Here is a 22318-nt window from a genome sequence, read left to right on the forward strand (position 1 = left end):
TTAGCTCGTTTTTTAACGAGCAAAAATTTCCAAGGATAAATTATGAGTCAGCAAACAGACTTACTTGAAACAGATATTGAAGCGTATTTAAAACAGCATGAAAATAAAGAAATGTTACGTTTTTTTACTTGTGGTAGTGTTGATGACGGCAAAAGTACGCTAATTGGTCGATTACTCCACGATTCGAAAATGATTTTTGAAGATCAACTCGCGGCAATCGAAAGTGATAGTAAAAAATCTGGTACAACTGGTGATAATGTTGATTTAGCCTTGTTAGTTGATGGTTTGCAGTCTGAACGTGAGCAAGGTATCACCATTGATGTTGCCTACCGTTACTTTGCAACCGACAAGCGTAAGTTTATTATTGCCGATACTCCTGGTCATGAGCAATATACCCGTAATATGGCAACAGGTGCATCTACCTGTGATTTGGCGATTATTTTGATTGATGCTCGCTACGGTGTACAAGTGCAAACTCGTCGTCACTCTTTTATTTGCTCATTACTTGGCGTAAAGCATGTATTGGTAGCTGTTAATAAAATGGATTTAGTTGACTTTAGCCAAGAACGTTATCAAGAAATTAAAAAAGAATATCGACAATTTGCTGATGACCTAGCGTTTGATGATGTACGTTTTGTACCTATTTCTGCACTTAATGGCGATAATGTTGTAGAAGAAAGCGCCAATATGCCTTGGTACCCAGGCGCCACTATGATGAAGCTTTTGAATACAATTAAAGTCGATGAGCAAAAAGATTTCACACAATTTCGCTTGCAAGTTCAGTATGTTAATCGTCCTAACCTAGACTTCAGAGGCTTTGCTGGTACCGTTGCTTCTGGACATATTCGTGTTGGTGACGAAGTTGTGGCCTTGCCATCAGGAAAAGAAAGTACTGTAAAGTCTATTGTAACCTTTGATGGTGACCTTGAGCGAGCTGATCAAGGTATGGCAATTACATTAACTTTGGCTGATGAAATAGATATTAGTCGCGGTGAAATGATCATTAAAAAAGGTAATTTGCCTAACTCCGCTAAAGAGCTAAATGCTAATGTGGTTTGGATGCATGAAGATGAGCTTGAGCCAGGGCGTGAGTACTACATTAAACATGGTAGTAAACTAACCACAGCACACGCGCTTAATATTGAACACCGTATTGATGTGAATACACTGGACAAGTCAGCTGTTGATCAGTTAGCGCTTAATGAGATAGGCTCAGTAAATTTTGAAGTTGCTGAAGCATTGCATTTTGATGCATATAGCGCAAATAAATCAACCGGGGCATTTATTATTATCGACAGGTTAAGCAACATTACTGTTGGTGCCGGTATGATAAATAGTGCGCTAGAGGCACAGCAGGAACATCAATATTCAGAGTTTGAAAAAGAGCTCAATATATTGGTTCGTAAGCATTTTCCACATTGGGGCGCTCGCGATTTAATGAAAAAGTAGTTGGCTAAGTCACGCTTATTTCATTAATTGCTTAACCATAATCATGCTTTGGACTCAATGGCTATTTGTCGCTATTTTTATACTAACACTCGTTGGGCTTGTTTGCTTTCCAAATAAGCCTGAACGCGTGTTTGGTAGTGCTACACTTGCGTGTTTAGCGTTTTCATTTGTTTCATCTGAAGATATTTTGCTTAATGCGGTAAACCCAGGGTTAGTTACCTTGTTACTTTTAGTACTGTGTTCCTTTGCCTATGAGCGAACTAGTGTTTTAAGGCGAGTTTCCTCCTTAATGTTAAGTGGTAATGTTAAAACAGCGAGTTTTCGCACATTAATTTTTACCGCCTTTAGTTCAGCGCTCATTAGTAATACCGCTGTGGTCGCGACACTTATTTCTACCGTAAAGAAAAATACCTTAGTTAACCCTGGTAAACTGCTGTTACCTCTATCGTTTGCAGCGATTTTGGGTGGTACTTTAACCTTAATCGGTACATCTACTAATCTGATTGTTAATTCAATGTGGATAGAAAAAGGGCAAACAAGTTTGGGCTTTTTTGATTTTAGTTTAATTGCCAGTGCAGCCTTAATTGTATGCCTAATAATAATTCTTGTACGACAAAATACGCTAGCAGATATGGAGCAAGAGCAACTCGATGCCAAAACTTATTTAGTGGAAGCGCTAGTAAAGCCACGCTCTAAACTGGTTGGAAAAAGCATTGAAGATAATGGTTTACGTAATTTAGATTCATTGTTCTTAGTTGAATTGATTCGAGATGGTCGATTAATTTCTCCTGTTGCTCCAGATGAAACCATTCAAAAACAAGATCGATTAATTTTTAGTGGTGATATCAGTAAAGTCTTTGTTTTACAACAATTTGATGGCTTGAGTTTATATGCTGAACAAGATGGTTTACTACGTGAAAACTTAACAGAAGTTTTCATAAAACCTGATTCTGCGATTGTTGGCAAAACCTTAAAAACTGCAGGCTTTCGTGCGCGGTTTGATGCCGCCGTTGTTGCTATTCACCGAGAGGGAATGGCGTTATCGGGTAAGTTAGGTGATATTAAAATTCAGGCTGGCGACTTTTTGGTGTTGGCTGTAGGTAATGACTTTAGTGCTCGAACCAATTTAAGTAAAAACTTCTTTATTTTATCGGGACATACTCCTGATAGTATGCTGTCAGGCTGGCGCGATTCGCTGGCAATTTTTGGCTTTTTTGTTGCCATTGCCCTGACTTTATTTACCTCAGTTAGTTTGCTTTCCAGCTTAATGTTCTATATTGCAATTCTAATACTGACCGGCTGTTTAACGGTAAATGAAATTAAACGGCGTTTCCCTATTGAAATTTGGTTAATTGTGCTTGGCGCGTTAACGTTGGCACAGGCATTTGAAAATAGTGGGGTTGCCAGCGTTTTTTCAACACAGATAGAATATTGGCTGTCGGGGCAAAGTGCGTTAATTTCCATGGTGGTAATATTTTTTATCACGTTATTGTTAACTGAGCTAATTACTAATAGTGCGGCTGCCGCCTTGGTTTTCCCAATTGCCTATAGTATTGCTATTGGTTTAGGAGTAAATCCACTGCCGCTAGTGATGGCCGTTGCATTTGCAGCAAGCGGCAGTTTTATCAGTCCATACGGTTACCAAACTAATATTATGGTGTTTAATGCTGGAAATTATCAATTAAGCGACTTTATTAAATTTGGTTGGCCAGTAACGGTTGCTTATAGCATAGTGGTATTAACGTTATTGCCGATAGTATTTAATTTTTAAAATAACAGTGCGAATGAATTTTAATCGCACTTTTGAGAGCCTGACTAACTTATGAAAACTGAAAACACTGTATGGCATACAACGCAGGTTGATAAACTTCAAAGAGCCAAACTTAAGCAACAAAAGCCTTGTTTGCTTTGGTATACCGGTTTGAGTGGCTCAGGCAAGTCAACCATAGCTAATGCTGTAGATGCCTTACTTTTTCAACGTCAATGCCATAGTTATTTACTTGATGGCGATAATGTTAGACATGGCCTCAATGGTGATTTAGCGTTTTCTGATCAAGATCGAGTTGAAAATATTCGCCGCATCAGTGAAGTTGCAAAGCTTTTTGTTGATGCCGGCCTAATTGTTTCAACAGCATTTATTTCACCATTTCGAGCTGACAGAGCGTTAGCAAAAAGTAAACTAGATGAAAGTGAGTTTATTGAGGTTTTTATTGATACGCCAATTGAGGTTTGCGAGCAGCGAGATCCAAAAGGTTTGTATAAAATGGCGCGAGCCGGAGAGATAAAAAACTTCACCGGTATCGATTCTTCCTATGAAGCACCAGAGCAGCCACAAATACATATAAATACTGCTGAAAAAAGTATCGAGCAATGTGCGCAGCAAGTAATTGATTACTTGCTTGAAAAACAGTTTATAGCGTAGAAATAAGTGCAATAGCACATAGGAGTGCAATATGCATTTTGATGTTTTTAATGGGGATGCCGATGGCATTTTGGCATTATTACAGCTGCGTTTAGCAGAGCCAAAAGTTTCGGTTTTAGTGACTGGCGTTAAGCGAGATATAGCTTTATTACAGCGGGTTGATGTTGAGCAGGCAAGCTCTGTTACCGCCCTAGATATCTCTATGGAAAAAAATAAAACGGCCTTAAGCAATATTCTTGAGCAGCAAATTCCAGTGTTTTATGTTGACCATCATCGTTCTGGGGCAATCCCTGAAACTGATAAGTTAAAATCCATTATTGATACCGATGCTAATACTTGCACCAGTTTATTGGTAAATAACTATTTAGCTGGCCGATTTGTCTTGTGGGCAATTGTCGCTGCCTACGGCGATAATATGCTAGCGGCTGCAACAGCTTTGGCGGAAAAAGAAGAATTATCACCAGCGCAGCAAGAACAATTAAAAGCATTTGGCACTTATATTAATTATAACGGTTACGGTCGTACAGTTGATGATTTGCACATCTCACCTGAGCAATTATATCGCCAACTACTTAATTATCAGAATCCATTCGACGTTATTTTAGAACCAAACTCCATATTCCAAATGTTAGAGAAAGCTTACTTAGCTGATATACAAAAAGCTCATGCAGGGCAAGTAATACACAATAGTGATAATTTAACGGTTGTGTCACTTGTCGATGCAGCTTGGTCACGTCGCGTTAGTGGCGTATTTGGTAATGAGCTCGCTAATAGTCACCCAAGTAAAGCTCATGCGGTGCTAACGCAAAATGCCGATAATAGTTATTTAGTGAGTTTACGAGCGCCTCTAAATAATAAGCAAGGAGCCGGCGACCTTTGTGCACAATTTTCAACAGGTGGTGGCAGAGCAGCTGCGGCAGGAATTAACCAGTTACCGGTAGAAAAACTTGGCAAGTTTATCGAGATAGTGTCAAAATATTATCAACAATAATTCAATTTCACCTTCTGGTGTCATTGTTCATATATTACAAGGAAATATTAGATGAGTTTGTTGATCACAGGTGGTACAGGTTATATCGGTAGTCATACTGTTGTAGAGCTGCTAGCGTTGGAAAAAGACATTATTATTGTTGATAATCTTTCTAACTCTTCAACGTTAGTGCTAGACCGAATTACTGAAATTACCGATAAATCAGTTACTTTTATTGAAGCTGATATTTGTGATCGCAATGCGATGAATGATATTTTTACACAATACGATATAGAAGCGGTTGTGCACTTTGCTGGCTTAAAAGCCGTTGGTGAATCAAATACCATCCCTCTAAGTTATTATCATAACAACGTTTCAGGCTCAGTGACTTTATTTCAAGTAATGGCCGAACACGGTGTTAAAAAGCTGGTTTTTAGCTCTTCTGCTACGGTTTATGGTGAAAATAACGTGTCACCACTAGATGAAAGCATGGCGACGTCAGCAACGAACCCCTATGGCCAAACTAAGTTAATGATAGAGAATATACTTTTTGATCTAGCGAAAAGCGATGATGAATGGTCTATTGCCTGTTTACGTTACTTTAATCCGATTGGCGCTCATGAGTCTGGTTTAATTGGCGAAAACCCTAATGGCATCCCAAATAATTTGCTTCCTTATGTAGCACAAGTTGCGGTTGGGCGTTTAGCACAATTGCAAGTATTTGGTGATGATTATGATACTGTTGATGGCACCGGCGTGCGTGACTATATTCATGTTGTCGATTTAGCTCAAGGCCATGTTAAAGCATTAGGAAAGTTGATTGATATTAAAGGTTGCGTGCCGATTAATTTAGGTACGGGTAATGGTACTTCGGTATTAGAGATTGTAAATACTTTTAGGGACATTTCCGGACAAGAAATTCCTTATCAAATAGTACCCCGCAGAGCAGGCGATATTGCCACTGTATACGCCGATGCAAGTGTTGCTAATAAGTTATTAGGCTGGCATGCTGAGCGAGACTTATCGAAGATGATTAAAGACACCTGGCGTTGGCAATCTGAAAACCCGAATGGTTTTGAATAGTAATATGGTATTTAACTAAAAAGCCTAATACATTTGTATTAGGCTTTTTAGTTTAGATTTAAGTAATTAGTAATTATTCGCGTTAGACTGCTCATCAGCCCAAGCGATAGCTTGGTTATAGCTTCTGACAACTTTTGATTTTTCTACGCCCAATTTTTCCATCACGATATTGGTTTTTTGCCAATCTGCATGCTCAATCAATTCCACTAACTTTATTAATGCAGCCATCACGCCTTTGCGTGTTAACAAGGTGTCTTTAATCTCTTGTGCAAGCGGCAATTTAGCCAATATTGTATCTAACTCTTCATCAACGATTGCATCGATTAGCGATAACAAGCCCGTTAAAAAGGCAATTGAAGTATCGAGTGGGGAGTTAACTTGCTCGGCAACCAATTCACAAAATTTAGCACGTGCCATTGCCGAGTTAATAAGCTCAGAAGGTTTATCTGGGTTAACGTTAGCTGCAAACATTAAGCCTAAAAAGCGTTTAAGCTCGCCTGAGCCTAATATAACTAACGCTTGTTTTATCGTAGATATTTCACTTCTTCGCCTAAAAATAGGTGAGTTAGCATAGCGTAATAGTTTATATGACAGCGTAACATCACGCTCAAAAACAGAGGTTATACTGGCTAAGTCAAGATCTGGCTTTGAGGTTTCATAAAGTAACTCTGCCATTGCCATTTGTGACGGAGACAAATTTTTGGTTTTTACCATTTCAGGTTTTGCAAAAAAGAAGCCTTGGAATAATTCAAAACCAAGCTCTAGCGCTTGGTTATATTCTTCATAGGTTTCTACTTTTTCGGCAAGTAATTGAATATGCGGGAATTCAGTTATAGCGAGTTTTATTTCTTTGATGGCTTCAATGGTAATGTCTTGCCAGTCAATTTTAATAATTTTAATAAAGGGGTAAAAATGGCGCCAAACCGGTTGATGAATATAATCATCTAAGGCAATGGTATAACCTTTTTCGTTTAAATATTGGCATATTTCCAGCAGTTTTTTGCCCGGTTTTACTGTTTCGAGAATCTCAATAACTACTTCGTCAGTGCTGAGTGTTTCAGGGTACCCTTTAGAAAGAGTTTCTAAGGTGAAATTGATAAAGGCTGGTTTACTGCCAGTAAACTCACTTAAGCCAACATTGAAGTTGCTGGCTTCTATCATTTTCGTTGTTGCTTCGTCAGCATCAATTTCAGGAAAAACATTATCTATGCTATCGCGAAATAGGAGTTCGTAGGCAAATAACTTTTTATTTATATCTAAAATCGGTTGCCTTGCAGCATAAAAATACATAAACCTTCCTGATAATTCGACTTTATTACTAATAATTTTATTGCTTTAGTTAGTATTATTGTGTGAATAAATCATTCAATACACTCTTGTATTCTATTTATAACACAAATATTTAGTAATACTCACGAAAAACATGGCAATCCACTATAAACTCAGCATATTATCCGTTATTAAAAGTATTTAAGCCGTGAATTGCTGGTTAAATACGCAATTATTTGTAAGTGGAGGTTAAATTGGCTGTTGGAACAATAATTTCTTTAGCATTATATTTTATTGTCATGTTGGGCATCGGACTTTATGCCTATCGAAGATCTACCAGTGATGCTGCCGGATTTATGTTAGGTGGCCGTAGCTTAAGCCCATCAGTGACTGCTTTATCGGCTGGTGCGTCTGATATGAGTGGTTGGATGTTAATGGGGGTTCCTGGCGCTATGTATTTAACGGGTGCGAGCAGCGCTTGGATCTCTATTGGCTTGGTGATAGGCGCCTTTTTAAATTACCTAATTGTGGCGCCAAGACTGCGTACATATACTGAAATTGCGAGTGATTCCATCACCTTGCCCGACTTTTTTGAAAACCGATTTGCAGATAGTTCACATGCTTTGCGTATTGCCTCTTCCATTGTCATTATTTTATTTTTTACGCTTTATACCTCTTCCGGCATAGTGGCTGGCGGTAAGCTATTTGAAAGCTCATTTGGACTCACTTATGAAGCAGGTTTATACATCACCGCCGGTGTTGTGGTGTTATACACATTGTTTGGCGGTTTTTTGGCCGTTAGCCTGACTGATTTTGTTCAGGGTTGTATTATGTTTATTGCCCTTGTTTTAGTACCTATTGTGGTGATAAATGATGTCGGTGGCACTAGCGCCATGTTAGCCAGTATTGAGCAAGTAAATCCTGAATTATTAAACTTATTTAGTGGTGTTAGCTTAGTAGCAATAATTTCTGCAATGGCGTGGGGGTTAGGGTATTTTGGTCAGCCTCATATTATTGTGCGTTTTATGGCGATTCGCTCTGTTGAAGATTTGCCAACCGCAAGACGAATAGGCATGAGCTGGATGATTGTGTCGTTATTTGGCGCCATGGCGACCGGTTTTGCTGGTGTTGCTTATGTTGCTAAAACAGGTGTGCAATTAAATGATGCTGAAACTATTTTTATTTTGTTATCGCAAGTGCTTTTCCACCCATTAATTGCTGGCTTTTTATTAGCTGCCATTTTAGCTGCTATTATGAGTACTATTTCATCACAATTATTAGTGACATCTAGCTCGTTAACGGGCGATTTCTATCAAGCATTTTTAAATAAAAGCGCGAGTGATAAACAGTTAGTGTTTGTTGGCCGTTTATCTGTTGCACTGGTTGCGCTTGTCGCCGTATTTCTAGCTTATGATCGTGACAGTTCAATATTAACCTTAGTTAGTAACGCTTGGGCAGGGTTTGGTGCGGCATTTGGACCACTAGTAATATTTAGCCTGTATTGGAAGAAAATGACCCAACAAGGAGCATTAGCAGGCATGTTAACGGGCGCTATTACCGTACTAGTTTGGATATATGCGCCAATAACCCTTAATGGGCAGTCGCTGAGCTCGTTAATGTATGAAATTGTGCCGGGCTTTATTATGGCTAGTGCTGCTATTGTGCTTGTAAGTAAATTAACAGCCAAAGCTCAGCCAGAACTAGAAGCGATGTTTGAGCAAGTATTAGAAAAATATTAAAAATTGAGAAGCTGATTTGGCTCTTTAGATTTTAATGCGCCATGAGAGACCAGTTTGATTACTTAGTCGCTATATTTAGCCTACAAAAAAGCCGTTAATGTAACATTAACGGCTTTTATTTTAGAGCGGCACGATATTAGCTACTTAGTATTATTTAAATAGACCAAGTAATATTGTTATTAATTCGCTCTTGCCATTGTTGTAATGGCTCTTTTTTATCACCAACGACAATTACATTAGAATGATTAAAATTCAAAGAACGTCCTTCAAAGCGATCATTGGCAAACTTAGCATTAAACTCTATGTCCTCATCATTAGGTACAATAAATACATTTACGGGGCTAGATTCACCTTGAAAAACCAAATGCAAACTTTTACTACCATCAAACCGGCAATAATCAGCAAAAATTAGCGTACCAAAAGTGCTATTAAAGCTACCTTTAAAAGATGCCATTTTATCATTTAATGATGCGAGCGTTACATTCGCTTCATCGGCATTGGAAAAGTGCGAAGCCTCATGGTCGACATGGGCAATTGCATAGTCACCTAAGTTTTTATAAGTGCTAGAAAACATCATGAAATTAACCGTTAGACCTAAAACAAAAGCTACAGATGCTGCCATTGCTAAACGCACACGGGTTTTACTTTTCTGCTGCTGATGACTCGCCAGTGTTTGACGAAGAATTAATTTGTTGTATAAGTCATCAGGCACTGGAACATTCATTGCTTGGGCAATTTTATCGTCTAGAGCTTCAACATCTTGTACGAATTTTTGTTTTACAGGATCGCTTTTTATAGCTTCATTCATCGCCTCATCGCGGGCTTTTGGATCTGCTAATATACTGCGTCTAATATGCAAATCATCCATTGTGTAGACCTCTTAATTTTGGCTCGTCGTCTACGGCCTCTTTCAATTGATTTCTTGCGCGAAAAAGTCGTGTCATTACGGTATTTTTATTTAACGACAGCATTTTCGCAATTTCTTCACCACTAAAGCCACCAATAACCTGTAATACTAGTGGTTCACGGTATTCTTCTGGCATTTGTGCAATTTTTTCTCTTAACCAGTGATTTTCAATTTCTTGTTCATTACTGGTTGCTTTCACATCGGTAATAGTTGCTTCTTCGTACTCGCTCATATCAAAGCGCTTGCGCTCGAAACGGCGAGCATTTTCTCGACGAAGGATGGTAATTAACCATGACTTTGCGGCCTTTTCGTCTTTTAACGAATCGAGCGCGCGCCATGCACGTAAAAATGTTTCTTGCACTAAGTCTTCCGCTACATGCTTATCGTGGCATAACCAGTATGCATATCGATATAAATCAGCATGTAACGCTTTAACGAGTGCTTCGTATCTAACTTGTTTTGTCGCCATGTTGTAAGAGACCTGAGGCTTTGTCATTTTATTTCGGACTAATGCAAATATTTTAGATAAGTTAACTATAGCGTGAATAACTTGCTAAGAGTTAACGAAAATTACACTTAATTATAACAATGCTGTGATTTAGCTTAAAGTTATGCGGGATAACTAAGCACAGGTTTAATATAGAAAAATCTATTTGATTTTATGAAAAGAATGACAGTAAAAAGAGTTTATGCAGGCATACTCTTTTTACTGTTTCTTTATTGCTATGGGTTTATTGCTAGCTCATTAGATTGGGTAAGCGCTTTTGTATTCTTTTGGATACCTTGTATCGCGGCTAATAAGTTATTACCCTGCCAATTCCCTGGCACTTTACCATAATAACTTTGTTGCAATTCGACAATTGCTGTTGAAAGGGCGTTATTTTGGAAATATCCATGTAGGGTATCAAGTGTCGTTAATGTTTTGCTTGCCTCTTGCGTATGGCAATGAGTTTGAGCCCATGGAACCAATGACGCTAACGCTAACTCACCGTTATTTTGCTTGCATGCTGCCATTAATGTTAAATAGGCATTATTGACTTTAGTATTGTTTTTAATTGTTGACGTAGAACGCGTAAATGGTCGCTTAGCTGAAACATACCAAGCTAGCAAAGTTAGAAGCCATAAAGGTAAAAATATCCACGGCCAAATAGCGTTTTTTTCAACAATTATTGGGCTTGATGTCGGCGCCATTGGTAATTTATTAACTTGACTATCTGGCGTGCTAGGCACAAGCGTCTGGGCAACATCAGGGTTGGCAAGAATTGTGATTTTTTGTCCTGCTATTGTGGCAAGTTCTGCTTTATTGGTGACAGTATTCCACCATGGAATTGTAATATCTGGTAATTGATACTCACCTGCGTGGCTAGCAACAATGGCAAAATTGATAACTTTTTGGCTTACTAACCGTTCATTGTTTAGGCCGGTATGGAGTTCTGGTTGATCAGGATAAACTTTTAAGCCTTGTGGTACAGCCATTGTTAACTTAGGTAACTGTTCTTCCGAAAGGCCGGCTGCGGTGAGTGTAATGGTGCGAGTTATAGGTTCGCCAACTTTAAATTCTGCTGGTTCAGGTTGCCATTCTTGATGTAAAGCAAGTAATTCACTTGGTAGCCAGGTACCAGATATCTGTTCAGGTATCGCCTTTACAGTTAAAGGTATATTGTCACCAACAACGCTAACAGGTTTAGTGTCTGCGAAACTGAGAAAATTAGAACGGCGAGACGACGGCATAATAATTTCGCCAGAAAATACCGGCGATTTCAAAACCACAGTGCCGCTTTGCTGCGGACTAATTGCGTAAATGCGCTCAATGATACGGTAGCGCTTACCGTTAATGATGTTTTCAGACTCTTTATCTTTACCTATTTGCAGTATATTGGCACCGGTGAGTTCTGGCTCAGTTAAGCTACCGCGTTTAAGCTCTGCTGCGAAATGTAGTTTTACCTTTAGGGTAATTTGCTGTTGTACATAAATTTCTGTGGCAGAAACTTCGCTGGTGATAAATAAATCTTGTTGTTGAGTGCCAGGTAAATCACTTGCCGCCACTGCTGTCACTGTAATTGGTTGCGTGGCTTTACCGTCAATATTTAGTGCTGGAATGATTAGCTCACCTTGTTTACGTGGAATTAATACCGTTGTCCAAGTTGTGGTGCGTGTGGTACTAAAATTAACCATACTGGTTTGTGAACTAACGGAAGTCCTGCCAACAATAAAGTCTTTTAGCAATACGGAAGTATCGAGTGCGTTATTATCAATACTATCGTCGGCAACTACAGTTAATATAAGTGACTCATTAACAACCACAGGGTTTTTATCAACTGAGGCAGTGACGTTTGTTAAGGCATAGCTATTAAGTGAGATTACAATAGCTAAAAATGAAAATATAACCTTTACCACTTTTTCTTAACTCCTATATTTCGGCGATCTTGACGACGTTTTTGATATTCTAATTGCATTTTATTTCTCAGTAACATGTAGGGGTCGTCGGTAACTTTATTTAATAATTGTTGATGCTTTTGTTCAGTTTCTTTTGCTTGCTGCTCGGCTAAACGTTGTGCTTGTGCATTTTGCTCATTTTCTGACGCTTCACCTTCTTTAGCTGACTCAGCCTGTTGCTCAGTGGTTTCTTGTTGTTCTGATTGTTGCTCGTTATCTGAGTTTTGCTGGTTGTTTGACTCTTGCTGCTCTTTACTTTGTTCATCACTTGCTTGGCTTTGTTGATCCTGCGCGGGCTGCTCGGGTGATTGTTCTGAGTCTTGTTGGTTTTGTGAGTTTTCGCTATCTTGATTTTGACCATCCTGGTTTTCACCATTTTGCTCTTGGTTTTTATCTTGCTGATCTTGCTCTTGCTGATTTTCATCGCCTGATTGCTGATCTTGATTTTGCTGTTCTTGTTCTTGCTGTTGCTTTAATTGCTCAAGAATTTCTTTATTAGTTTTGGCATCCGTTAGCTCAGGGTCGCGCGCCAATGCTTCATTATAGGCCGCTATAGCTTCATCAAGTTTTTGCAGTTTTGCTAATGCATTGCCTTGGTTAAATAATGATTCAGCACTATCAATTTGCTGAAATGCCGATAGTGCTTGCTGGTAATCTCCAGCTTTGTAATGTGCACTGCCTTGCCAAAGTGGGTCTTTAAATTGCTCTGCGGCTTGTTGAAATTGCTCTTTTTGAAAATGCTCTTGGCCCTGTTGATCTTTGGTTTTCCAAAGGTCTTGCCAAATATCGGCATGCGCCTTTTCATTTGGAATTAAAATGAAGGCAAAAGGTAAAGTAACTAGCAGCGCACCGCGTCTAAAATAACTGAGAACTAAAGGCAAAACTACTAACAATAAATATGGGCCAAATTCTTGCCATTGATCGCCGGTATTTTCACTCTCTGTTGTTTTATCTGTCTCAGTTACGACAGGTTTATAAATAAGTTTTTCTATATCTCGATTGTCGTGAGACAGGGTAACGTAATTGCCACTGCCTCTAGCAGCAACACCTTGCAGCATTTTTTCTGGCAACTTAGGTACGATAATAGCACCATTGTCATCTTTCATTAATTCGCCATTACTGAGTTTGATTGGAGCCCCTGTTTGAGTGCCAATGCCGAGTATATTAAGGCGATATGGATGCTCTCGTGACCATTGAGTTAGGTCTTGAATATCTTGATTATCAATACCGTCAGTAAACCAATAAATGTCACCATCAATATGCCCTGCATTTGTTAACATTTCATTTGCCAGCGCTAACGCGGCGTAAGGATTACTGCCCAACTCAGGCATAAGCTCAGGGCTTAGCGAGGGTAATAGTAATTTAATATTATTAATATCGTCGGTTAGTGGACTAATACTAAAGGCATCACCGGCGTAAGCTATTAGGCCTATTTCTCCTTCGTTAATACTATCGAGCAAATCAATCGCTTTATAACGAGCCCGTGTTAAACGATTGGGCGATACGTCTGTGGCATACATAGAATAGGACATGTCCATGACCAAAACTGAGCCTTGAGCCACTTGGTAAACCGGTTGTGGTAGCTTCTGCCAACTCGGGCCAGCCATAGCAATAATCGCGATTAAGCCAATGAGAAAAGGCAGTACTAGTGACTTTGAGCGTGCTTGATTTTTCCCTTCCACTAACACTTTTGCTAAATGTGCTGGAATTAAGCTTTGCCACCCTGATTGTTTGACCCTATTTTTTTTTAATAGCCAGATCATAACGATTAATACCGCAATAGCCGCTAGCCAAAGTGGACGAATAAAATGGAAATCAGCCATATTAATTTGCCTCCTGTTGGCTTGTAATTTTGGATAGGGCAAATGAGCTATTAGAGAAAATAGTAAAAAGCAACGACAGCAAACTGATAAGTAAAGCTAAACCTAATGGCCAATAAAATAGGGCAGTTAAAGGCCGCATTTGCTGTTGCTCTTGCTCAACTGGTTCTAAGTTGTCAAGTAATTGATAGATTTGGCTCATGTCCTCACTGGCGCGAGCGCGGAAATATTGTCCGCCAGTTTTGTCAGCAAGTTGCTGTAATGACTCTTCATCTAATTCACTTGATGGATTAACACGGCGAGCACCAAACAATGAGTTTTGCACCATTACATCAGCGCCGATGCCAATAGAGTAAATAGTAATATCTTTAGCTATGGCTAATTCTAATGCTTGCTCTGGTGTGATTTTACCTGCGGTATTTTGGCCGTCGGTTAACAATAACAACACGCGATTTGAGTCTTTCTTTTCATCAAAGCGCTTTACGGCCAAGGCTATCGCATCACCTATGGCGGTTTGTTTACCCACTAGGCCAAGTACAGTTTCATCTAACATTTGTTGTACGGTTTTTCGATCGAACGTCATAGGGGTTTGCATATAAGCGTCATCGCCAAAAAGAATCAGCCCCAAACGGTCACCACTGCGCCGTTCGATAAATTCTCCTAACAGGACTTTCAGCATATCAAGGCGATTAACGCTGCGGCCATTTAAAGTCATATCTTCAACTTGCATACTGCCGGATAGATCAACGGCGATCATCATTTCACGACCTTCAGTTGGCACATTTACCGCTTCACCTAACCATTGTGGTTGTGTACAAGCTAATACGAGTAACAGCCAAATTGCGCTCAAGGTAACTAGTGACGACTTCTTCTTTTCCGGAATATTGCTAGATGCTTGCATGCCTTTATGTAATGTTGGCATTTTCAATGGCGCCATTTCTGCTTGCTTTTTGCTTGGCAGCCAATATACCAATAAGGGTAAAGGTAACGCGGCCAAAGCCCAGATAAAGTCAAAATGGATCATGATTTAGCTCCGAGATTTTTATTTGCTAAACTCGGTGTGGTGTCAGCTTGTGATGTTACATTATTCATGGTTTGAGAGCCGTTCACAAATTGCTGGTTTTGCTTTGGAGGTAAAGCATGGTTTAGCCAAAGTGATGCGGCTTGCTTAAAATTATTTGTGGTTTCAGGGCTTAGCTTTTGATAAACGTTGTTAAAGCTATTTTTGCTAAGGTCTTGAAATTGCTCTTGGTACTTTTCTGGCAGGGTGTTGCTTAAATACATTTTTAAAGTATTGCCAGATAGATTTGCTACTTGTTGGCGAGGGAAATATTGTAATAAGGCCCACTTTAGGGTGCTAACAATAACTGTAGTGTCATTGGCATTCTTTAATTGCTGCAATGCTCGCTTCTTAGCTTTACGTTTTGCAAAAAACTGTTTTAGTTTTACAGTTGAGAAAATAACGCTTGCTAAGATGATAAGCGCTATTAACCACCAGCCGGGAGCTATAGGATAATTATGAATGTCTGCAGGTAGGTGAATGTCTTTAAGTTGTGCTAACGGATCCATGAAGCCACTCCTCGGTGTAATTGTGTTTCTAAGGCTTCACTAGCGCAAAAGTGCAGCAAACGAGCACCGGCTTTTGCTAATTTATGTTCTGTTGATTTACTCGTTGCAATGGCTTGTTGGTGATATTGCTGTGCAAGTTTTTTGTCGCCAAGAACTAACTGTTGCCTTTGCTGGCCATCGGTAACGGCAACACTAATTTTTTGTTTACTCGTTGGTAATTGTTGCTCAAGCGGATCGCTAATTAAACATACGACCAATTCACAGTGACGCGAGGCATTTGCGAGATGGCGTACAGCATCGTCTGTTAAGTGAAAGGCATCAGTAATTAAATATACTAAACTGCCGGGTTTGGCGATTTGGCGAATACGAGCGCAATTTTGGGCAAATGCTTGCTCTGCTTGTTCGGTAGTCGTTACTTCGCTGTTATCTAATGTGGTATTTGCGTGGGTTTTTATCAAAGCATGCAAATAATGTAAAACTCCTTGCTGGCGGCTACGAGGCTTAAGTTCGTTATGTTGATGCTGATTAAATACAATACCACCTACGCGGTCACCACGGCTTTTTGCATGCCAGGCAACGAGTGAAGCAACATGCGCTGCCTGTACTGATTTAAATAGTAATTGGCTGCCAAAGTGCATGGTATAACTTAAATCAGTAGCTATTAGCACTGGGCGCTCAATTTCTTCTCGAAATAACTTAGTGTGAGTTTTACCCGTGCGGGCAGTAACACGCCAGTCGATGGCACGAATATCATCACCATTTTGATAATGGCGAACTTCGTCAAACTCCATACCGCGGCCTTTACTACGAGCAAGGTAATTGCCAGACATTTTGCCATGCTGGCTTTTACCAGCAGCTAAGTTTATAAGCGAGCTTTTACTTTGATAGCGCATTAACTCATCTATCGCTAACGTAACGCCATTACTTAGCAGCTCGTTTAGCCTATTTTGTACAGAGCCTGCTTGTTTTGAATTTTTTTGATTAAACCACATAAGCAAATCGGATTAGGCAACCGCGACTAAACTGAGTATGCGATCAAGTAATTGATTACTACTAATACCCTCTGCTTCAGCTTGATAGGTCATTAATATACGATGGCGTAAGACATTATGAAATACCGCTTGTACATCTTCGGGGCTGACAAAATCGCGATTATTAAGCCAGGCACGGGCACGGGCACAGCTATCAAGGGCGATTGTTGCACGTGGGCTGGCACCGTAAGCAAGCCATTGCTTTAACTTATCATCATACTTTTCTGGTGTGCGTGTCGCCATGATCAAATCAACAATGTAATTTTCAACGGCTGGCGCCATATGAATTTGCATTACTTCTTTGCGGGCAGCAAATATTGACTCTTGGCTAATTTCTTGAATTGGTTTCTTTTCTATTTTTAACGCTTCACCACGATTAAGCTTAAGAATTTCTAATTCTGCCTTGGCATCTGGGTAGTCAATTTCTAAATGCATTAAGAAACGATCTAGCTGTGCTTCAGGGAGAGGGTATGTGCCTTCTTGTTCTAGTGGGTTTTGTGTCGCCATTACTAAAAACAGCTCAGGAAGTGGGTAGGTTTTTCTACCAACGGTAATTTGCCCTTCGGCCATGGCTTCTAACAGTGCTGATTGCACTTTAGCAGGTGCGCGGTTAATTTCATCAGCAAGTACTAAGTTTCTAAATAATGGCCCTGATTGGAAAACAAAGCTGCCATCTTCAGGACGATAAATATCGGTTCCAGTTAAGTCAGCCGGTAATAAATCTGGGGTAAATTGAACACGGTGAAAGTCAGCTTCTAAGCCTTCAGCTAGCGCGTTCACAGCACGGGTTTTTGCTAAACCTGGAGGGCCTTCAACAATTAAGTGACCATTTGCCAGCAGGGCAATAAGTAAATTTTCTACTAATGCTGGTTGTCCGATAATTTGCGAAGATAAATGCTCTTTCAAAGCCGAAAAGTGTTCAATAGCCATAATACGATGTTCTTATTGTTAGTAAATTTAACGTCAGTGAGTCAGACCTTTTAATTGATATAAGGTTCATGCGAAAAAAAACAAGTTTATCTTTTAAATTTTAAAAAAATTCCTTTAAGTTTTTAATGCCTTGGAAACATTTTGTTTAAATTTTGACAGCTAATCATTGTAATATTTTAATAACTGGTTAGAATTATTGTAAAACCAAAGAGGTCAGACCTCTTGAGTGTTGCAATAAAATGGAAACAAAAATGACAAAATCAAAACTAATTACAGGAAGTGGCGAACGTATTGCCGTAGTAGCGGGTTTACGTACACCTTTCGCTAAACAAGCAACAGCTTTTCATGGTGTTCCTGCCGTCGATTTAGGCAAAATTGTCGTCAATGAACTGCTGAAAAAGCATGATGTGGACCCAAAAATTATTGACCAATTAATTTTTGGTCAAGTGGTTCAAATGCCAGAAGCACCAAATATTGCACGTGAAATCGTTTTAGGTACTGGTATGAACGTTCATACTGATGCCTATAGTGTTTCAAGAGCTTGTGCGACCAGTTTCCAGTCAACCGTGAATGTTGTTGAGTCAATTATGGCAGGTTTTGTTGATGTTGGGGTTGCAGGTGGTGCTGATTCTTCATCTGTTGCGCCTATCGGTGTTTCTAAAAAGTTTGCTCGTACATTGCTAGACTTAAGTAAGGCTCGCACATTTGGTGCAAAAATGTCATTAATTCGTCAACTTAGATTTAAAGATATTTTGCCAGTGCCTCCGGCTGTTGCAGAATATTCTACTGGTTTGTCAATGGGACAAACCGCAGAGCAAATGGCGAAGACTCACGGTATTACTCGTGAAGAGCAAGACGCATTAGCACATCGTTCACACACACTGGCGACAAAAAATTGGCAAGCAGGTAATTTAGATGGCGAAGTGATGACAGCACACAGTGAACCGTATAAATCATCCATCTCAAAAGATAACTGCATTCGTGAAAATTCAGAATTAGCCAGCTACGCAAAATTACGCCCGGTATTTGACCGTAAACACGGCACAGTAACTGCGGCAACAAGTACACCATTAACCGATGGCGCTTCTGCGATTTTATTAATGCGTGAAGGGCGAGCGAAAGAGCTTGGCTATAAGCCACTAGGTTATATTCGCAGTTATGGCTTTGCTGCTATTGATGTTTGGGAAGATATGTTAATGGGACCAAGCTTTGCCTCACCTATTGCGCTAAAGCGTGCAGGTATGAATTTAGCCGATTTAGACTTAATTGAAATGCATGAAGCATTTGCTGCACAAGCGCTAGCAAATGTGAAAATGTTTGGCAGCAATAAATTTGCGCAAACTCACCTTGGTCAAGATAAAGCTATTGGTGAAATTGATATGGATAAATTCAATGTCATGGGTGGCTCACTGGCGTATGGACATCCATTTGCGGCAACAGGTACTCGTTTAATTGTGCAAACCTTAAATGAGTTAAATCGCCGCGGTGGTGGTACAGGGTTAACAACAGCCTGTGCTGCAGGTGGTTTAGGTGCTGCAATGATAGTGGAGACAGACTAATGACGGACGTAACAATGCAAGATAACAATACTTTTAGTTTGGCACGCCAAGAAAATGGTATCGCACATTTGATCATGGACGTTAAAGGTGAGTCCATGAATACTTTAAAAGCAGAATTTGCAGAAGAAATTGCGAGCACGTTAAAAGAAATACGTGAAGACAAAGCAATTAAAGGATTGGTTTTACTGAGCGGTAAAGCGGACTCTTTTGTTGCTGGCGCTGATGTTCATATGCTAGCAAGTTGCACTTCAGCAGAGGAAGCTATGGCACTTTCGCGCCAAGGTCAGATGATTTTTGATCAATTAGAAAACTTATCAATTCCAGTGGTAGCGGCTGTGCATGGTCCATGTTTGGGCGGTGGTCTAGAGTTAGCTATGGCTTGTCATGCGCGTGTTTGTAGTGATAGCAACAAAACAGCACTTGGTTTACCTGAAGTGCAATTAGGTTTATTACCTGGCGGAGGTGGCACACAACGTTTACCGAAATTGGTTGGCATACAAAAATCATTAGACATGATGCTCACTGGTAAGCAATTACGCGCTAAACAAGCGTTAAAAGCAGGCTTAGTGAATGATGTGGTACCTAGTAGTATTTTAGTTAAAACTGCAGAAAACTTAGCTTTATCAGGTAAAGTTAAACCAAAAGCGCGTAAACTGTCTTTTATGGACAAAATGCTCGAAGGCAACCGTATAGGTCGAGGTATTTTATTTAGCCAAGCCACCAAAATGGTATTAGGTAAGACTAAAGGCAACTATCCAGCGCCCCTTAAAATTATTGACTGTATTCGCACTGGGGTCGAGCAAGCACCGTCGAAAGGATATCAAGTGGAAGCTGAGCATTTTGGTCAATTAGTGATGACAGATGTATCTGCCCAGCTGAGGCAAATCTTTTTCGCCACAACAGATATGAAAAAAGAGCAAGGTGTCGAAGGAATTGAACCAGCTTCTATTGAAAATGTTGCGGTATTGGGTGGTGGCTTAATGGGCGGTGGTATTGCCTTTGTTACGGCTACCAAAGCAAAATTACCCGTGCGTATTAAGGATATTTCACATCAAGGCATTAGCCATGCGTTGAAGTATGGCTATGACTTGCTCAATAAGAAAGTTAAACGTCGCTTTATGCGCCACAGCGAAATGCAAAGTCAACTGGCTAATATTACGGGTACAACTGAGTTTAATGGTTTTAGCAATGTTGATATTGCAGTGGAGGCGGTTTTTGAAGACTTAAGCTTAAAGCAGAATATGGTGGCTGACATAGAAAGCCATTGTAAAGAAAGTACAATTTTTGCGAGTAACACTTCAAGTTTACCTATTGGTAAAATTGCTGAAAAAGCACAACGACCAGAAAATGTTATTGGTCTGCATTACTTTTCTCCTGTTGATAAAATGCCATTGGCTGAGATTATTGCTCATGAGAAAACTTCAGATCAAACCATTTCGACTACGGTAGCATTTGCTAAAAAGCAAGGGAAAACACCGATTGTGGTAAAAGACAAAGCGGGTTTTTACGTGAATCGTATATTAGCACCATATATGAATGAAGCCGCCATGTTACTACTTGAAGGTTGCTCAATTGAAGCACTTGATAAGGCTATGGTTAAATTCGGCTTTCCTGTTGGGCCAATGCAGTTATTGGATGAAGTAGGAATTGATGTTGGTTCGAAAATTGGGCCAATTCTACAAGCTGAATTAGGTGAGCGTTTTGCGCCACCAGCAGCTTTTTCAAAACTTATTGATGATGGCCGCTTAGGTAAAAAAGTTAAAAAGGGCTTCTATCAATATAATACCAAGAGTAAGAAAAAGTTAGTTGATGAAAGTGTTTATGATTTACTCGGTTTAAAAGCAAATAATAAATCAGTTTCTGATGCTCAAGTAGAGCGTTGTGTGTACATGATGCTTAATGAAGCAGCTCGCTGTTTAGACGAAGAAATTATTCGTAATGCACGTGACGGTGATATTGGTGCTATTTTCGGTATTGGCTTCCCACCATTTCTTGGAGGTCCGTTCCAGTATATAGACAAAATTGGTGCTACTAACTTAGTCAGTAAATTGAATCAGTGGCAAGCTGAGTTTGGTGAACGATTTGCGCCATGTGAGGCTTTGGTTAAAATGGCCGAGCAAGGGAATACATTCTATTCAAAATAGTTAACAACATCCGTTATATAACGGGAATAGAGTTGCCGTAGCTAGGGCAATAAGTCGTACTTAAAAGGGGCAATATGTTGCCTCTTTTTTGTTTCTCGCCTTTTGTAAAATACTTGACTAACAAGTGAAATGTTATTGCTTTATTTTTATTCGATAATTGTTTTGAATATATACTCTAAAATTGCTAATATGCGCGCGCTTTAGTATGAAAACCGTTTCCGAATTTGTTGTCTTGAAGTGAGTTAAGCATGATTTTGTTGTTTTTTGTTTTATTAGCTATTGTTTTTTCTGTATTTTTCTATTGCCAAGCAATAAGTAACGGTTTAGGTGCTAAACGTTGGGCAACAGCTGGTTTGATGTTTGGTCCATTGATATGGCCAATGTTTTGTATGAAAAAGCGTACAAAGACTTATCAACGCTTTGGTTTTGATTGTTTACTTTTTTCTGCTTAGGCATAACACCTTTCCTTGCCATTATTTAGGCTATATAGCTGCTAAATTTAAAGACGCTAACATCCATGTAGCGAAGTATCCCATTTCATTTTTAAGCTTATATATGGCTTAAAAAGGCCTAATTCCACCAAGTGCTTGCAGGCATCTCTTTAATTTCGATACTTGCTGCAATAGCGTTTTCTTTACGATCATTGGCAAATAGAGATTTAATTAAATTGATCATATTACCTCCTAGATGCGTACTTGGTCACGACGAGTACCAATACGAACTTGATCACGTCGAGTGCCGATGCGAACTTGGTCACGGCGAGTACCAATACGAACTTGGTCACGACGAGTTCCTGCCTCTGAAATATCAATTTTTTCAAAGTCAATTCTAACTTGATCACGTCGAGTGCCGATGCGAACTTGGTCACGACGTGTACCTGCTTCTTCGATATTGATATCATTAGTGGCTGAATCTGCTGGAGTTGCTGACATTGCTAAAGAGAGAATTAGTGAACTAAGCATGTTATTTCCTTATTTAGATTATTTTTAA

The 22318-nt window shown here is 39.6% G+C and carries 19 protein-coding genes; 9 read left to right on the forward strand and 10 right to left on the reverse strand.

What is annotated here, in order from left to right; translation table 11 throughout:
- Positions 1-42: 42 nt before the first annotated feature.
- Genes cysN through galE form a run of 5 tightly spaced genes read left to right on the forward strand, consistent with a single transcriptional unit; the run spans position 43 to position 5924 of the window.
- On the forward strand, positions 43-1449 hold the full coding sequence (gene cysN / locus AC27HL_RS04080; protein WP_487079100.1) for a sulfate adenylyltransferase subunit CysN: 1407 nt from the start codon (positions 43-45) through the stop codon (positions 1447-1449).
- A gap of 43 nt (positions 1450-1492) precedes the next feature.
- Positions 1493-3220 (forward strand): SLC13 family permease, encoded by a 1728-nt coding sequence (locus AC27HL_RS04085; RefSeq protein WP_487079101.1) that lies wholly within the window; start codon positions 1493-1495, stop codon positions 3218-3220.
- A gap of 51 nt (positions 3221-3271) precedes the next feature.
- The gene (cysC, locus tag AC27HL_RS04090) at positions 3272-3871 is read left to right on the forward strand and encodes an adenylyl-sulfate kinase (RefSeq protein ID WP_487079103.1); all 600 of its coding nucleotides are present in this window, start codon (positions 3272-3274) and stop codon (positions 3869-3871) included.
- 31 nt (positions 3872-3902) lie between these two features.
- On the forward strand, positions 3903-4862 hold the full coding sequence (locus tag AC27HL_RS04095) for a DHHA1 domain-containing protein (RefSeq protein ID WP_487079104.1): 960 nt from the start codon (positions 3903-3905) through the stop codon (positions 4860-4862).
- Between the two features lie 51 nt (positions 4863-4913).
- Positions 4914-5924 (forward strand): UDP-glucose 4-epimerase GalE, encoded by a 1011-nt coding sequence (galE, locus tag AC27HL_RS04100; protein WP_487079105.1) that lies wholly within the window; start codon positions 4914-4916, stop codon positions 5922-5924.
- A 66-nt stretch (positions 5925-5990) separates the two neighbouring features.
- Here galE and AC27HL_RS04105 read toward each other — a convergent pair whose 3' ends face one another.
- A complete protein-coding gene (locus AC27HL_RS04105; RefSeq protein ID WP_487079106.1) occupies positions 5991-7214 on the reverse strand; it encodes an EAL and HDOD domain-containing protein in 1224 nt (407 codons plus the stop codon).
- Positions 7215-7447: 233 nt separating this feature from the next.
- On the opposite strand from AC27HL_RS04105, the gene putP reads away from it, so the two are divergent.
- A complete protein-coding gene (gene putP / locus AC27HL_RS04110) occupies positions 7448-8932 on the forward strand; it encodes a sodium/proline symporter PutP (RefSeq protein ID WP_487079108.1) in 1485 nt (494 codons plus the stop codon).
- A gap of 154 nt (positions 8933-9086) precedes the next feature.
- Here putP and AC27HL_RS04115 read toward each other — a convergent pair whose 3' ends face one another.
- The 8 genes from AC27HL_RS04115 to AC27HL_RS04150 form a co-directional block, all read right to left on the reverse strand.
- On the reverse strand, positions 9087-9800 hold the full coding sequence (locus AC27HL_RS04115; RefSeq protein ID WP_487079110.1) for a DUF3379 family protein: 714 nt from the start codon (positions 9798-9800) through the stop codon (positions 9087-9089).
- Entirely contained in the window at positions 9793-10359 is a 567-nt protein-coding gene (locus AC27HL_RS04120; RefSeq protein WP_487079899.1) for a sigma-70 family RNA polymerase sigma factor, read from the reverse strand. The genes AC27HL_RS04115 and AC27HL_RS04120 overlap by 8 nt, the downstream gene beginning before the upstream one ends.
- A gap of 203 nt (positions 10360-10562) precedes the next feature.
- The gene (locus tag AC27HL_RS04125; RefSeq protein ID WP_487079111.1) at positions 10563-12236 is read right to left on the reverse strand and encodes a BatD family protein; all 1674 of its coding nucleotides are present in this window, start codon (positions 12234-12236) and stop codon (positions 10563-10565) included.
- On the reverse strand, positions 12230-14098 hold the full coding sequence (locus AC27HL_RS04130; protein WP_487079112.1) for a vWA domain-containing protein: 1869 nt from the start codon (positions 14096-14098) through the stop codon (positions 12230-12232). Before AC27HL_RS04130 ends, AC27HL_RS04125 begins: the two co-directional genes overlap by 7 nt.
- A gap of 1 nt (position 14099) precedes the next feature.
- Positions 14100-15119, reverse strand: coding sequence for a vWA domain-containing protein (locus tag AC27HL_RS04135; RefSeq protein ID WP_487079114.1), 1020 nt, complete (start codon positions 15117-15119; stop codon positions 14100-14102).
- Positions 15116-15664: a DUF4381 domain-containing protein gene (locus AC27HL_RS04140; protein ID WP_487079115.1), complete on the reverse strand. Its 549-nt coding sequence runs from the start codon at positions 15662-15664 to the stop codon at positions 15116-15118. Before AC27HL_RS04140 ends, AC27HL_RS04135 begins: the two co-directional genes overlap by 4 nt.
- Positions 15652-16656 carry a DUF58 domain-containing protein gene (locus AC27HL_RS04145; RefSeq protein ID WP_487079117.1) on the reverse strand — a complete coding sequence of 335 codons (1005 nt, stop codon included), beginning with the start codon at positions 16654-16656 and terminating at the stop codon, positions 15652-15654. The genes AC27HL_RS04140 and AC27HL_RS04145 overlap by 13 nt, the downstream gene beginning before the upstream one ends.
- 12 nt (positions 16657-16668) lie before the next feature.
- A complete protein-coding gene (locus tag AC27HL_RS04150; RefSeq protein ID WP_487079118.1) occupies positions 16669-17625 on the reverse strand; it encodes an AAA family ATPase in 957 nt (318 codons plus the stop codon).
- 251 nt (positions 17626-17876) lie between these two features.
- Between AC27HL_RS04150 and fadI the strand changes: the two genes are divergently transcribed.
- From fadI to AC27HL_RS04165, 3 genes are all read left to right on the forward strand, one after another.
- A complete protein-coding gene (fadI, locus tag AC27HL_RS04155; RefSeq protein ID WP_487079120.1) occupies positions 17877-19184 on the forward strand; it encodes an acetyl-CoA C-acyltransferase FadI in 1308 nt (435 codons plus the stop codon).
- Positions 19184-21328 (forward strand): fatty acid oxidation complex subunit alpha FadJ, encoded by a 2145-nt coding sequence (gene fadJ, locus AC27HL_RS04160; RefSeq protein WP_487079122.1) that lies wholly within the window; start codon positions 19184-19186, stop codon positions 21326-21328. Before fadI ends, fadJ begins: the two co-directional genes overlap by 1 nt.
- Positions 21329-21576: 248 nt before the next feature.
- Positions 21577-21780 carry a hypothetical protein gene (locus AC27HL_RS04165; protein WP_487079123.1) on the forward strand — a complete coding sequence of 68 codons (204 nt, stop codon included), beginning with the start codon at positions 21577-21579 and terminating at the stop codon, positions 21778-21780.
- Positions 21781-22011: 231 nt separating this feature from the next.
- On the opposite strand, the gene AC27HL_RS04170 is transcribed toward AC27HL_RS04165, so the two are convergent.
- Positions 22012-22290 (reverse strand): hypothetical protein, encoded by a 279-nt coding sequence (locus AC27HL_RS04170; RefSeq protein WP_487079125.1) that lies wholly within the window; start codon positions 22288-22290, stop codon positions 22012-22014.
- Positions 22291-22318: the final 28 nt, after the last annotated feature.

This window comes from Colwellia aquaemaris (assembly GCF_057548755.1).